The sequence below is a fragment of the Oscillibacter sp. CU971 genome (genome assembly GCF_905219725.1).
In the GTDB taxonomy this organism is placed as follows: domain Bacteria; phylum Bacillota; class Clostridia; order Oscillospirales; family Oscillospiraceae; genus Oscillibacter.
Window position 1 is genome coordinate 1 of record NZ_CAJMXG010000070.1, and the last position, 13,702, is coordinate 13,702.

The following is a 13,702-nucleotide window of genomic DNA, read 5'->3' on the forward strand; positions in this document are numbered from 1 at the left end:
TCTTCCCGCCGCTTTGATGCGCTCCACACACATTTGAGCACTTGGCTTCATCCCCTTTTCCATCTCCTGGAATTCCGGCGTATCCAGATAGCGGTCAAACGCCTCTTTTCGAGTGGCAACATAACCATGCTGGAGCATGACTCGTGCGAAATGGGGACGGCCTACCGCTCCGCCGGCAGCCTCTTGATCCACTTCGCCGAGGGGAACCTCAATACCTTTTGTGCGCAAAAAATTCCAAATGCGGTACTTCCGGTCATCCCGGCCGCCTTTTAGGCTTTCTATCCAGCTACGCAATGCGGTGGAAGAAAAACCATATCCTAAAATATGCAGATTCAGGTAGTCGTCCGCACTGAATTCAATTCCTCGCAGGACCTGCAGTCCCAGAGCCCTGCCTGCCGCTTCCGCTTCATCCAAACCATCCAGATTATCGTGGTCGGTAAGCGCCCACACTTCCACACCTCGCGCCTTGGCTAACTGGGCCAATTCCGCCGGAGTATACTGGCCATCTGAAGCCGTGCTGTGTGTATGCAAATCAGCTTTATAAATCACACTTCTTCTCCTGCCCAAGTCCAAAAAACTGCTCCAAGCGGGTCACGATTTCCTCCGGAGTTTCTTGTCCATCGTTTTGAATCTCAATGCTGGAATGACGCGGTTCATCATAGGGCAAATCTACACCTACAACATTCTTCGCGCCGGAGGAATACAATTTTTTCTGGTCCCGGCGGTAGAGCGTCTCCCGGCTCACTTTCATGTAAATTTCCCGATAGTTTTCGATATTCTCCCGATTCCAGCTTCGAACTTCTGTGTACATGGCAATGCTGCAAATCACCACATCTTTCCCCTGGTCCGACAAATTCCGAACATATCGAAAGGTATCAAATGCGCCTCTTTTCCGCGCCTCTGTTGTATAACGCTCCTCGAACAACACCGTTCCATCCGCCGAACTGTCACCCGCTGCAAGACGCGTCTGATCCCCATCGAGGAAAATAGCCTCCGGACTGCACTCCTTTAAGCGCTGATAGAACAACCCGCCGATGGTGGTCTTGCCCGCCCCGGCCAGGCCGGTGAAAAAATAGACCGTTCCCTTTTTCTCCACGCTTATGTATCCTCCCCTTTGGCCTTCCCTAACGTCTCCAGCGCTTCCGCACGCAAAAAGGCGAAGCCCTTCTGCAATGCTACCCGGCGCTGGTCCGTACAGCGCTCATCCGCCGACCGCTCCGCCAGCTCCAGCATCCGTTCCAACAGATACTGCGTCCGCTCCAGCGCGGCCGCTGTCCGCTCCAGCTCTTCCATCTCAATGATAGAGCGGCGCTTCCAGCAGCGCCGGGTCCGGCTCCAGCATGGGCATGAACCGCAGAGGCCGCCCCGCCTGGTTCACCAGCCGCGGCCCCCGCAGCAAAACCTTCGCGATTTTCAGCCGCGTTTCCGACAGCTCCCGGATATGCTTTTCCACCAGCTCCCGGCGGGCCTCTTCCATCTCCTCCGGCGGGACCGGCACGCCGTTTTTCTTGAGAACAGCCGCCGAGTCCGCCACTTTCTTCCAGGTCTCCCGGATGTAGCCGTTCAGGGTGGTGAACCCGGCGATCAGCTCCTTGGCCCGGGCCTCGTCCATGGGCGCGCCGTCGTAGTAGTGGAAGTCATAGCCGTAACGGGCGTAGGCATCCCGCATAAAATACTCGATATAATATCGTTCCGCGCCGCCCGCAAACTCGTCATAGACCTTATACACCGGGGCCGTGTCAAAGCCCCCGGCGATATAGCCGCCGTAACTCAAGGGCTGCCCGCCCTGGGTGCACTCCGTCATGCTGGGGGTATAGGGCAGGTCCAAAAACGCGGCCAGGGCGGTGAACGTGGCCTTCGGATTCAGCTTCGCGTCCTCAAAGCGCACCAGGATGCTGTCCTGAAACAGCCGCTCCTCCGGGTCTATCATGAAGCTCCGGTTCAGAATCCGGTCCGAAATCTCGTCCCCTACCACGGTCTTCTTCCGCTTCGGGTCCGCCGCTTCCGCCGCCTCCATCTGCTTGGACATCTGGTACATATACTGCACCGTGCCCCCGTAGCTGGTGGTCATGCGGCGCATGGGGGTGAAGGTCTTGATATAGGGGAATTCCTTCAGAAAGCGGCAGCGGCGCAGCTCCTTCGCCGCCTCCGCCCCGATGCTGACCCGGCCGTCTTCCGCCCCCTCCAGCTTGTAGACGATGTCCTCAAAGTGGGGCTGGAAGAACAGCGCCGGGGCGATGCGGGAATTCTGGTCCAGGCCGGATTTTGCGATCTTGTTCGCCAGGTAGATTCCCGCCAGGATATCCTTATCTGTGGGATTCCCCATGCGGTACAGCTCCAAAATCCGCTTCCTGCCCCCCTGATTCCAGCCGCTCAGCAGCTCCTCCTCGCTCTTTGATTCCTTCAGCAGCCGCCGGATGGAGGCCACCGTTTCCTCGACCTCGTTGAAGAGAATGGAGGGCAGGGCCAAGAGATTCGGGTGTCCGTCGAAGATCTCGTTGAAGAAATCGCCGCCGTTGTGGGCGGAGAGCTGGGTGTGCCAAATCAGGCGGCTGACCTCCCGGATCGCCACCGGCTGGGGCTGGTACTGGCTGTAATCTATGCCGAAGCGGGCCTTGAAGTCGATGGGGTACAGCGCCAGCTCGTCTCCTATGAGGAAGACCAGCTTTTTCTCCTCCAGCAGGGGGCGCAGATTCCAGAGCTGCAAATAGGCGCAGAAGGTTCCCCAGTCGCCGTAATGCAGGTAAACATGGTTTTCACGCCCGACACGCACACTGTCCCGGACGTTGTCATTCAAATATTCCAATTCATATTGGGAGGTAACGCCGTCCGCCAGGACAGGCTTTTCCAAATCCTTGAAAAAGTTCCGGCTGACGGCGGGATATTTCAAATTCACATAGTCCCCAAACCGCTCCTCCGCCGCAAAAAAGGGCACATAGCCGTTATCGTCATAGGGATAGAAGCGGATGGGAAGGTCCTGGAAGGGCAGAAAATCCTTCCGGAACAGATAGGGGTACTTTGCCAGAAGCCTGCAGTTTTTCTCATAGCGTTTTTTCAGCGCCTTCACGTTGGGCTCGTAAAACGCCTGGGTCATGATGTCAAAGGTTTCCTTCCGGTAATGGCCCTCATTATAGAGGTTCCGGAAGCAGGTATAGGAAATCCGGTAATCGCCGCCGGATTGGAAGATATAGGCCGCCGCCTCCAGTTTTCCGGCGGGGTCCGCCCCCTCTATGGCGAGGGTGTATGCGTTTTGGGCCTCCTGGGTCTGTCCCAGCCCCGCCAGCCGCCGGGCCAGCTCCAATACGTCCATGTCAGCCGTCCTTTCTTCGGAAAAGGGGCCGGGCAAAGCGCCCGGCCCCTTTCGCTGGTTTTTTGCGGAACAACTTTAAGCCGTATTCAGGGATTAGCCCAGGAGCTGGAGCACGCCCTGAGGAACAGCGTTGGCCTGGGCCAGCATCGCCTGAGCGGACTGGATCAGGATGTTGTTCTTGGTGTACTTCATCATTTCCTCGGCCACGTCGGTATCCCGAATCGTGGACTCGGCGTCCTGGATGTTCTCGGCCATGACGCTCAGGTTGTTCTGGGTGTGCTCCAGACGGTTCTGGATGGCGCCCAGGTCACCACGGACGGAGGAGACGTTGTTGATGGCGTCCTTGATGGTCTGGATGGCTCCCTGAGCCCCTTCGATGTTGCTGATGTCCAGGCCGTCGATTCCCAGGGCCTTGGTGTGCATATCGCCGATGGCAACCTTCAGCTGGTTGAAGGTATCGGCGGTGTCGCCGATCTGCAGGGTCAGGCCCTTGCCGTCGCTGACAACCTCGTCGGCAGCGGCGGAATCGGAAGCCTTGGTCACGGAAACCTTGCCCAGGCCCTTGGACCACGCCTCGGCGGTGGTGTTGTCGGCCAGGGACTTTTCAACCTTAATCTTGGAGCCGGTGATGGTCACGCGGCCATCCTTGTAGCCCATGGACTGCAGGGTCTTGTTCAGGGTGTCGGAGTCCTTGAACTCGGCGAGGGTCAGCTTGCCGGAGGCCATTTCCTTGTCCAGCTCATCCTGGGTCAGATTGGGATCGTGCTTATCCACCAGCTCGATGGTCTTGTCCCCGATGGTGATCTTGTCACCCGCAGCAAGAGAACCCAGGTTGTAGACCGCCGTAGCGTGCCGTCCGGCGCCGGGGTTCGCGTCCACTTTGCCGGGCGTGAAGTCTACGCTGAACGCGCCGTCGTTCTCAAAGTGCTGGGGATCCTTGAAGGCGTTGGCATCGTAGCCCTTGGGAATGGTGACAGCCGTCAGGACAAAGTCGTTCTGGTTGTTCGTTCCCTTGTTTTCCGCGCTGACCAGCCAGCCAGCGGTCGCAGTGTTGGNAGCAGTATCCAAACCGTCGCTGCTGTTTACGGCCGTCATAATGCGGTCCTTCAGCGTTTTCCAGGAGTCATTTTTGCCGGTCAGCAGGTCCAGATCGGAGATATCAATAAAGTTGTCGTCGGAGTTGGTAGTCGGATCCATGGTGAACGTGAAGGTCTTCGTACCAATCTGGAACTTGTCGCCGTCCTGGATTCTGGACAGGTCGGTGAAGTCCACCGTGTAAATGGCCCGGGTTCCGCCGCCGCCGTCGCTCGCGATTTCCTTGCCGTTGATCGAGAGCAGGGAATTGGCGTCCGCACCCGTTAAGCCTTTGAGAGCGTTCTCGATGTCGGTCACAACGGTAGAATCCAGTTTGCCCTTCTGATTGGCAACCAGCGTGACTGTCACAGCCTCGCCCGATGCAAGGGCACCGCCAGACAAATCAATTTCATTGCCCTTCAGGTCATAGGCGGTAAAGAGGTCCGCGACCGTGCCGCCGCCGGCAAAGGAAGCAATATTCAAGGCACCGAGAGCGTCCAGGCTGCCGCCGGTTTTCAGGGTAATGGTGAACTCCGCGCCAATGGCCTCGCTGGGTTTCTGGCCATCCTTGGAGGCGTTGGTGGCAGAAGCAGAGTTATTCACCGCCAGCATATCCAGGGCGTCCCCGTTGGCACCGCCCACGGTGGAAGCCTCGCCCGCCAGAGAGCCGTCCAGCAGCTTGATGCCGTTGAAGTTGGCGGAGTCGGCGATACGGTTGATTTCGGATTTCAGGGCGGTAACTTCCTTCTGGAGGTTGGCCCGGTCAACTTCGTTGTCATAGGTGCCGTTGGCGGACTGGGTGGCCAGGTACTCCATGCGGTTGAGCATGTCCTGGACTTCCTGCATGGCGCCCTCGGCGGTCTTCACCAGGGAGATGCCGTCCTTGACGTTTTTCTGGGCGGCGTTCAGGCCGGTGATCTGGGCCCGCATCTTCTCGGAAATGGCAAGACCGGCGGCGTCGTCACCGGCGCGGTTGATCTTGTAGCCGGAAGAGAGCTTTTCCAGGTTCTTCGCCAGGGCGGAGGTGTTGGTGTTGTAGTTGCGGTAGGCATTCATTGCCATAATATTGTGTTGGATGCGCATAATTCTGACTCCTTTCAGTCTATTAATGTGCCTCGGAACATCCTTTTACCAAGGCACAGGTCTGTGGAGCGCCATCCCTCCGAAACCGTGGCCACAGCCTCGGATTTCCGGCGCGGTACATATTTCAACCGGCCTAGGACCGGGTGAAAACAATCTCAATCGTCCTTCCGGACGGGGAAGATGCAGTCCAGCTTCTCCCGCAGGGTTTGGACCTCCGGCCCCTCGCCCATCCGGGCCAGGGCCTCTTTCAACTCCTGGAGAGCCGCTTTCGCGGATAAACCGCTCCGGCGTTTCCTCCGTACATTCAATATGATATATAAAGATAATATTGTGTTGAAAGGACCGCCTAAAAGAGCTTTGAGCTGCGTCCCCGGTGTTGGCTATCCGCCGGGCCTTCTTGGTTTTGATTGGTTCCCTCAACCGCTTTCAATACTACATATCGGCGGCGTTCTACCAAAAATAATAGTCTGATAAAAATATTTTTCTGTCCGGGGTTGTATACTTCTCCGGACTTATGGTCACGCTCTCCGTCTGCATGAGCTCTACCACAATCATGGGGCCCTTTGCGTAAAGGTTCACAGGGAGACAGGTATCGTCCGCCTCCCGTCCATTCTTAGCAGGACAATCATGAGCCTGCCTTCCCAGTGTGTCCGCAAAAGCACGGATGTCCTTGCCCCATAGCTGGCACAGGGAAGAGAGCGGCTATTCGATTCAAGATCAGGGCTTGCATTATGACCGGGAATCCTGTAAAATAATGGAAGATAGGCGCACTTATATGCTGGCAGCCAGATATACCAGGAAGCAAAAGGATGTGCCGTGTATTTGCTTTTTTGAAGTGTGGCTACCATTCCTTTTGACGGTTATGCAGATTTTACTTCATATATCCATTTTTACAACTGTGAACGATATCTGCCAGTTTGCTTCCGATCTACCCAGCTATTTTCCAATCGACAGAAAATGGTTTTCGATTTGTAAGCGATTACATTTTTGGGGGATTTGTAGCAGTTTGCACAGAAACAAAATGGGAAACTATTTTTTCCTCCAAAAACACTCTCCTGTACTTGCACTTTTTTTGGCAATGTGATAATCTTCTGAAAAAGGCAAGTGGTAAATCACTTATAAATCGATATGTCTAGCAGTTTTTATTTGAAAATGTAAGCGCTTACTTATTTAAAAAAGAGGTTTTTTCTCTTATGGATGCCACAATCTATGACGTTTCCCGCCTCGCCGGCGTCTCAACAGCCACTGTATCCCGCACCTTCTCCAACCCCGGCCGGGTCCGGGACGCCACCAGGCGAAAGGTTTTCGAGGCGGCGGAGATTCTCCACTATTCCCCCAATGCCATCGCCCGGGCCATGGTCCGGCAGCGGACCGATAAAATCGCCTTCCTAATCTGCAAAAAGGACGCTACGATTCTGGACGAATTTTACGCCCGTATCTGTGAGAGTATCATGCGGAGAACCATCCAGTCGGACCGCCAGCTGGTCATCTCCACAGCGGCGGACTGGGCTCAGGCCGCGGGCACCGCCCAAAACAAGCAGGTTGAGGGAGTCATCCTGGGGGGCAGCGCCCAGGCGGACATGGTGTCTGAATTTCAGAGCAAGCATATCGCCGTGGTGCTGGTGAATAATCGGATGCCCGGGTTCGATCTCCCTTGTGTACTCTCCGACGAGTACGGCGGCGTCCGGCTGGCGGTGGAGCACCTGCTTCAGCGGGGACACCGCAGTATCGCTATGATCGCCGGGCGCTTTTCACCCTATATTGTTGGCGAGCGGTACAATGCGTTTCTCCATATCATGGAAGAAAGCGGCGCAAAGACCGGCGCCCCGCAGGTAGCTATGTGCGACCCCACCGTCGAAAGCGCCGCCCAAACAGCCATGGACCTGCTAAGCCGGAAGGACCGGCCCACCGCCATCCTGGGAGCCAACGACGTTGTTGCCGCCGGGGTTCTGAAAGCCGCCCAGCGCCTGGGCTTGAAAATTCCGGGGGATCTGGCAGTGGTGGGCTTCGATGACTCCACCATCTGCGGTGTGGTGGAGCCGGAGCTGACCTCCGTGCACATCGACTGCCGCCGCATTGGCGAGGTGGGGGTGGACCATCTCCATGCCCTGTTGAATGGAGAAGAGTGTCCTCCGATTACCGTAGTTCCAGCTAAGCTTCAGATTCGCCGCTCCAGTTGACCCTGCTTTCTGAGAAAATGCATATACTGCATATACTAGATTTGCCCGGCCTGCCGCCAGGAGGAACATAAGGAGGACCGCTATGAAAACGAAGAAGAAAGCCACCGCCTGGGCCAAGGGAGCCGCCTGCGCCCTGCTTCTGTTGATCTCGCTGTTTCCCATTTATTGGCTGTTGGCCATGGCCATCCGGCCCACCGATGAAATGCGGGGCCACATCTCCCTGCTGCCCAACTCCTTGACCGTGGAGCACTTTGCGCAGCTCTTCACCAGCGAGGGCTTTGGTCAGGCCATTGTCAACAGCCTCCAGACTACGTTCAGTTCTCTGGTTTTGTCGCTGCTGGTGGGCGTCTGCGCAGCCTATGTGCTGGCCCGGCGGCGCTTCCGCTTTGGCCTGAAAAAGCCCCTGACCTACTGGGTGCTGCTGGTGCGGGTGCTGCCTCCGGTGGCATTCACCATTCCGCTTTATATCATGTTCAACAAGCTGGGTGTATTGAACACCAAGCTTCCTGTGGCCCTGGCCTGCGTTCTCATCAATGTGCCGCTGATCATTTGGTTCCTGATCAGCTTCTTTCAGGACCTTCCCGATGAGGTGGAGGAGAGCGCCAAGGTGGACGGCGCTACGGAGTGGCAGCTTTTCGTGCGGATTGTTCTGCCCTTGGTGGCCCCGGGCATTGCCGCCGTGTCCATGCTGTCCTTCATGTATGCCTGGAACGAGTACACCTATACGGTCATTTTCACCCGCAGCCCCGCCAACAACACCGTGCCCCTGGCCCTGGCCCTGCTGAACACGGAGGATAACCTCACGAACTTTGGCCTAGTGGCAGCGGGAGGCGTTATCTCTGTCATCCCCATCACCCTGTTTGTGATCTTTGCGCAGAACTACTTGATTTCCGGGCTTTCAAGCGGTGCTGTCAAAGAGTAACAAAATATCCCCGCGCAGCCAAATCCAACCATGTCAACAAGATTAGGAGGAAAAGAAATGAAAAAGCTGTTTGCGCTCCTGCTGACGCTGGCCATGGTCCTGTCCCTGGCCGCCTGCGGCGGCAAAACCGACCAGTCCGGCAATACGTCCGGCAGCGCCCCCACCGAGGGGAACTCCGGCAGTTCCGACTCCGCCGCTCCCACCAAGCTGACTCTGATTCTGCGGGCCGGCTCCTATGCCGACGTCATCAAGGAGTGCCTTCCCGCCTTTGAGGCCGAGAACAACGTTACCTGCGAAGTGCAGGAGCTCTCCGAGTCCGACCTGTACTCCGGCATCGCCCTGGACGCCATCAACCCCGCCGGCACCTATGATCTGTGCATGGTGGATGGCTCCTGGATGGCCGAATTCACCGCCAGCGGCGTCCTGGCCAACCTGACGGAGCTAGGCTATGAGCTGGACAGCGACGTCATTCCCGCCACTACCACGATCTGCTATGTGGACGGCCAGCTGTATCTGGCCCCCTACTATGGCAACGTCACGGTACTGATGTTCAACAAGGCCAATGTGGAGGCCGCCGGATACTCCGCCGACCAGATTCAGAGCCTGGACGACCTGCTGGCGATCTGCGAGAGCGCCCAGGCCGCCGGTAAGAAGGGCTTCATCTATCGGGGCGACAACCAGAACAATCTGGTGGTGGACTTCCTGCCCATTCTGCTGTCCTTCGGCGGCTGGGTGCTCGACGACGCCAACAAGCCCTCCGTAAACACCCCCGAATTTAAAGCCGCCATGGAGTACTACCTGAAGCTCATTGCCACCGGCGAGGCGCAGGTAAAGGACGACCTCATTGCCTCTGTGGACACCGGCGCGGGCACGATGGGCATCGGCTGGCCCGGCTGGTACACCCCCACCGCGGACTCCACCGCAGACTATATCGCGCTTAGCGGCGCGGCCTCCGCCGGAGCGCAGGCGTATAATTCCAACGTCTACGGTATCTGGACCATCGGCATCCCCAATAACAGCCAAAACAAGGAGCTGGCCACAAAGCTGCTGACCTATCTGATGGACGCCGACGTGCAGAAGTCCACCGTTCCCTCCGGCGGCGTACCCTGCCGGTATTCCAGCCTTCAGGACGGGGAGGTCCTCGCTTCCTATCCCCAGTATGAAGTGGTCTGCAAGGCCCTGGAGAGCGGTATGTACCGCCCCGTCATCGCTGAGTGGACCCAGTTCTACACCACCCTTGGCACCGAAATGGACAACATTGTCAACGGCGTGAAAACCGTGGACCAGGGTCTGGCCGACGCCCAGGCCAATCTTGAGCAGCTGATGGGCTGACGCCCATGCCGGGACGCCCTTTGGGCGTCCCGGCGCCCGAACCTCCAGAAAAGAGAGGCGCCTATGAAAAAAAACCAAATTCTAAAAGCCCGCACCACCGAGAGCGCCGCCAGGCGTTTCGGCCTGGGGATGATCGGCCCCACCATGCTGGTCCTGCTGATCATGACAGCCTATCCCCTGCTGTTTACCCTCTTCTACAGTTTTACGGATTACAACCTCCTGCGAAATCTCCAGAAGCCCGCTTCTTTTATCGCCTTGGGAAACTATACAAAGCTCCTCAACGACGCCTATTTCCGGCAGGCGATTCTGAACACCGTGAAATTCACCCTCCTGGCGGTCATTTTTGAGATGCTCATTGGTTTTGGCATCGCTCTTTTGGTCAACAGCCTGACCCGCGGCCAGAAGACTATGCGGACCTTGCTGCTCCTGCCCTACCTGCTTCCAACGGTAACGGTGGCCTTGAGCTGGCGGATGATGCTCTCTCCCAACTACGGCATTGTCAACCAGATGATGGAGGCTTTGAATCTGCCTGTGTTCAACTGGTTCTCCGATATGCGCACCGCCTTCGGCATGCTGCTGCTGATTGACGTCTGGCAGAGCGCCCCCTTCGTCTTTCTGCTTCTCTATGCCGCCTTGCAGTCTGTCCCCCAGGCTCAATACGAGGCCGCCCGCATCGACGGGGCCGGCGCATTCAAAATCCTCTTTTTCGTTACCATCCCCAATATCAAAAACAGCCTGGCCCTCTGCGCCCTGCTGCGGACCATCGACAGCTTCCGCCTTTTCGACAAGGTAAACCTTCTTACCGGCGGCGGACCGGCCAATACGACCTCCACTATTACGCAATACCTTTATAGCTACGGCATCAAGTCTCTGGATTTCGGCTTTGGCAGCGCAGGAGCCATTGTCATGACCATCCTGGTGCTGCTCCTCTCCAGCCTTTATATCAAGCGGGCCATGGGATGAGCCGATGGAAGAGATGACGCTAACCTTTGTAAATGTGGGTTATGGGGAAGCCATCCTGCTGGAATGCCCGGACCCCGCCCGCCCCGGCGGCCGCTTTGTCATGGTCATCGACGGAGGAAGCATGGAGAAGGAGGAATACCAGGATCGTTCCTCCGGCCGGATTCCTTTCATAGAATACCTGTACGCCCGAGGGCTGGACCATATTGATGTGATGGCGAATACCCATATACACGAGGACCATCTCTGCGGACTCGTGCCCTTGCCGGGCCTGTGGTTCCCGGGAGAGTTCTGGCAGACACTGCCCGAACGCCTGCCCCGGCCCCTGCGGACGCTGCCAATTTTCCCGGACGCCAATCTCTCTCAGCGGAAATTCCTCCAGTCCATGAACGACTATCGGACACTCCGCATGCAGATAGAAGCCGGAGGCGGCGTCCTTCGGACCCTCTCCGCCGGATGGGAGGCTCGTCCCTGCCCCGGACTGACCATCCGCTGCCTGGGCCCATCCCGGGTAAGAGCGGAGGAACTGGCGGCCCTCTACGCAGATCTGAATCAGGAAGAGGATTTTGCCGCTTTTCGAAGGAAGCTCTCCGCCTTGGATGGGGCCATGAATAATTACAGCATCCTTCTGCGGCTGGACTATTGGGGGACCCGCATTCTGCTCCCAGGGGATACCAACTGCCTGGGCTATCGCGAAATCGCCCCAGAGGAACTGGCGGCCCAAATTTTCAAAGTAGGCCACCATGGCCAACGGGACGGGGCGGATTCCGCCCTGATGGAGGCCATCCGGCCGGAGGCTGTCGTCTGCTGCGCCTCCAGCGACCGGCGTTATCACAGTGCCCATCCGGAACTAATCCGTCTGCTGTCGGACGCCGGTGCAAGCCTCTGGTTCTCAGACTGCCCCCGGCTTCCAGGCCTAGATCTGCCGCCCCATCAGGCGCTGGTGTTCCACATCGGAGCAGAGGGCGCATACACGGCGGAATACCAATCATAATAGAAAAGGAACGACCTTGTATGAGGAAAACGTATGATGTTCTGGTCATCGGCCCCGTATCCCTGGACCACAATATCGACTATCAGGGAAACGAGCGAAAGGAAGTCGGCGGAGCTGTGGTGGCCTCTGGCTTCGCCGCCGCCAGAAGCGGGAACAAAACCGCCCTGTTTACCAAGCTGAATCCCGACGATGCCGATGTAGAGGCCCGGTTTCGGGACTCCGGCGCGGATTTGTACTGGAAGCCCTCCGCCGCCACCTGCTCTATCCGCAACCAGTACTTCACCGCCGACAAAGAAACGCGTTCCTGCACCTCCCTGGGCGTCTGCGATCCCTTCCGCTTTGGGGAGCTGCCGGACATCGAGGCGAAAATTTACCATTTCGCGGGCCTGGTCTACGGCGATTTCGACGGTCCCCTCTTCACTGAGGCGGCGAAGCATGGGAAGATCGCGGTGGACGTCCAATGCCTCCTGCGGCACGTGGAGCCGGACATGACCATGGCCTTCCGCGACTGGGCGGAGAAGCGGGAGTATTTGCCCTGCATCGACTACCTGAAAACCGACGCCGCCGAGGCGGAGATTTTGACCGGCCTGACGGACCGAGCGGAAGCGGCCAAGCTCCTCCACCAGTGGGGGGCGAAAGAGGTTCTCATCACCCACAACACCGAGGTGCTGGCCTACGACGGGGAAAGAATCTACACCTGCCCCATTAAGGCCCGGAACCTTTCCGGCCGCACCGGGCGGGGAGACACCACCTTTGCCGGGTATATCACCGAGCGGCAGCGGGCTGGAATGAACGAGGCACTGCTGTACTGCACGGCTCTGGTTTCCCTGAAAATGGAAACTCCCGGGCCCTTCCGGGGTTGTCGGGAGGACGTAGAGTCATATATCCGCGAGTTTTATTAAACGTCCTTGAAGAATAAGCCTTCCAGCGGCGATCGGATTGCTGTTTTGAAAAGTGGAAAACCAGATGGAGAGGATCACCTGGTATACGAGGATAGGAAGTGGAAAAAGCTGTACTGTTTTCTCATGATACTTGGGTACTCAAGGATGCGGTACATCGAATTTGTCACAGACATGAGCACAAACACGCTAATACGGTGCCACCAGAACGCATACCGGTACTTTGCCGGCTACCCAGAGGAAATCCTGTACGACAACATGAAGCAGGTGGTCATCAAGCGGCTGCTGAAACAGGAGGACTCTACGCTGAACCGGCAGTTTGAGGACTTTGCGGGGTTTTACGGGTTCAAGCCCATCCTGTGCCGGCCCTACCAGGGCCAGACGAAAGGAAAAGTGGAGCGGACGGTGCAGTTTGTGCGGGANAATTTCATGGTCGGGATCAAATATAACAGCCTGGCAGATTTGAATGGACAAGCCTTGGCTTGGTGCAATAAGGTCAATGGCAAGGTTCACGCCACCGCCACGGAGGGCCTAAANCCTCTCTCCCGAGAGTACACCATCGACAAAATCAACTTGAGGCGGGTACAAAAAGACTGCCTCATCTCGTACGCTGGAAATCAGTACTCCGTGCCAGCGGAGTACGCCGGCAAAGATGTGGCAGTCGTAGCCCTCGACAGTATGCTGGCGGCCTACTATGAAGGCAAGCAGATCGCTCTGCACCGAATATCGTATCCAAACGGAGACGGGCCTATGAGAAGCAAATCCAGATGTCTGGTTTTTCCACCAACTCATTGAACAGTTCAAGAAGGCCCACTTTGAGAACCGTCTGCCGGACAAGCTCAAAGTTCTGTCCAAGTACAGGACGCTCATTATCGACGAAATCGGCTATCTCCCTATGGATATCCAAGGCGCAAATCTGTTCTTCCAGCTCATTGCCAGACGGTATGA

The 13,702-nt window shown here is 57.2% G+C and carries 12 protein-coding genes and 1 pseudogene; 8 read left to right on the top strand and 5 right to left on the bottom strand.

The genetic code is table 11. The features are described 5' to 3' along the window. The 5 genes from JX325_RS06880 to JX325_RS18000 all read right to left on the bottom strand — a co-directional run. The coding region (locus JX325_RS06880) for a PHP domain-containing protein (protein ID WP_204790415.1) at nucleotides 1-549 on the bottom strand (549 nt) is incomplete at its 3' end. Beyond that, the gene (locus tag JX325_RS06885; protein WP_204790416.1) at nucleotides 539-1,096 is read right to left on the bottom strand and encodes an adenylyl-sulfate kinase; all 558 of its coding nucleotides are present in this window, start codon (nucleotides 1,094-1,096) and stop codon (nucleotides 539-541) included. The genes JX325_RS06880 and JX325_RS06885, both read right to left, overlap by 11 nt. A gap of 2 nt (nucleotides 1,097-1,098) precedes the next feature. Beyond that, on the bottom strand, nucleotides 1,099-1,293 hold the full coding sequence (locus JX325_RS06890; protein ID WP_204790417.1) for a hypothetical protein: 195 nt from the start codon (nucleotides 1,291-1,293) through the stop codon (nucleotides 1,099-1,101). A gap of 1 nt (nucleotide 1,294) precedes the next feature. Then, nucleotides 1,295-3,310 carry a hypothetical protein gene (locus JX325_RS06895; protein WP_204790418.1) on the bottom strand — a complete coding sequence of 672 codons (2,016 nt, stop codon included), beginning with the start codon at nucleotides 3,308-3,310 and terminating at the stop codon, nucleotides 1,295-1,297. A 93-nt stretch (nucleotides 3,311-3,403) separates the two neighbouring features. Next, a complete protein-coding gene (locus JX325_RS18000; protein WP_243413965.1) occupies nucleotides 3,404-5,467 on the bottom strand; it encodes a flagellin in 2,064 nt (687 codons plus the stop codon). Nucleotides 5,468-6,660: 1,193 nt separating this feature from the next. Here JX325_RS18000 and JX325_RS06910 point away from each other — a divergent pair. The 8 genes and pseudogenes from JX325_RS06910 to JX325_RS06945 form a co-directional block, all read left to right on the top strand. Continuing rightward, nucleotides 6,661-7,647, top strand: a complete 987-nt coding sequence (locus JX325_RS06910; RefSeq protein WP_204790419.1) for a LacI family DNA-binding transcriptional regulator — start codon at nucleotides 6,661-6,663, stop codon at nucleotides 7,645-7,647. An 82-nt stretch (nucleotides 7,648-7,729) separates the two neighbouring features. Then, a complete protein-coding gene (locus tag JX325_RS06915; RefSeq protein WP_204790420.1) occupies nucleotides 7,730-8,569 on the top strand; it encodes a carbohydrate ABC transporter permease in 840 nt (279 codons plus the stop codon). 57 nt (nucleotides 8,570-8,626) lie between these two features. Further along, nucleotides 8,627-9,901: an extracellular solute-binding protein gene (locus tag JX325_RS06920; protein WP_204790421.1), complete on the top strand. Its 1,275-nt coding sequence runs from the start codon at nucleotides 8,627-8,629 to the stop codon at nucleotides 9,899-9,901. Between the two features lie 63 nt (nucleotides 9,902-9,964). Beyond that, a complete protein-coding gene (locus JX325_RS06925; protein WP_204790422.1) occupies nucleotides 9,965-10,864 on the top strand; it encodes a carbohydrate ABC transporter permease in 900 nt (299 codons plus the stop codon). A gap of 4 nt (nucleotides 10,865-10,868) precedes the next feature. After that, on the top strand, nucleotides 10,869-11,855 hold the full coding sequence (locus tag JX325_RS06930; RefSeq protein WP_204790423.1) for a ComEC/Rec2 family competence protein: 987 nt from the start codon (nucleotides 10,869-10,871) through the stop codon (nucleotides 11,853-11,855). Between the two features lie 20 nt (nucleotides 11,856-11,875). Continuing rightward, entirely contained in the window at nucleotides 11,876-12,757 is an 882-nt protein-coding gene (locus JX325_RS06935) for a PfkB family carbohydrate kinase (protein ID WP_204790424.1), read from the top strand. 45 nt (nucleotides 12,758-12,802) lie between these two features. Further along, nucleotides 12,803-13,549 (top strand): IS21 family transposase, encoded by a 747-nt coding sequence (gene istA, locus JX325_RS06940; protein WP_279380513.1) that lies wholly within the window; start codon nucleotides 12,803-12,805, stop codon nucleotides 13,547-13,549. Next, nucleotides 13,536-13,702 (top strand): annotated as a pseudogene (locus JX325_RS06945) (ATP-binding protein); the annotation flags it as partial. The gene istA and the pseudogene JX325_RS06945, both read left to right, overlap by 14 nt.

Coding starts and splice junctions, on each gene's coding strand:
- JX325_RS06920 (WP_204790421.1), top strand. CDS start 8,627: ATGAAAAAGCTGTTTGCGCTCCTGCTGACGCTGGCCATGGTCCTGTCC.
- JX325_RS06930 (WP_204790423.1), top strand. CDS start 10,869: ATGGAAGAGATGACGCTAACCTTTGTAAATGTGGGTTATGGGGAAGCC.
- JX325_RS06895 (WP_204790418.1), bottom strand. CDS start 3,310: ATGGACGTATTGGAGCTGGCCCGGCGGCTGGCGGGGCTGGGACAGACC.
- JX325_RS06910 (WP_204790419.1), top strand. CDS start 6,661: ATGGATGCCACAATCTATGACGTTTCCCGCCTCGCCGGCGTCTCAACA.
- JX325_RS06925 (WP_204790422.1), top strand. CDS start 9,965: ATGAAAAAAAACCAAATTCTAAAAGCCCGCACCACCGAGAGCGCCGCC.
- JX325_RS06935 (WP_204790424.1), top strand. CDS start 11,876: ATGAGGAAAACGTATGATGTTCTGGTCATCGGCCCCGTATCCCTGGAC.
- JX325_RS06915 (WP_204790420.1), top strand. CDS start 7,730: ATGAAAACGAAGAAGAAAGCCACCGCCTGGGCCAAGGGAGCCGCCTGC.
- JX325_RS06890 (WP_204790417.1), bottom strand. CDS start 1,293: ATGGAAGAGCTGGAGCGGACAGCGGCCGCGCTGGAGCGGACGCAGTAT.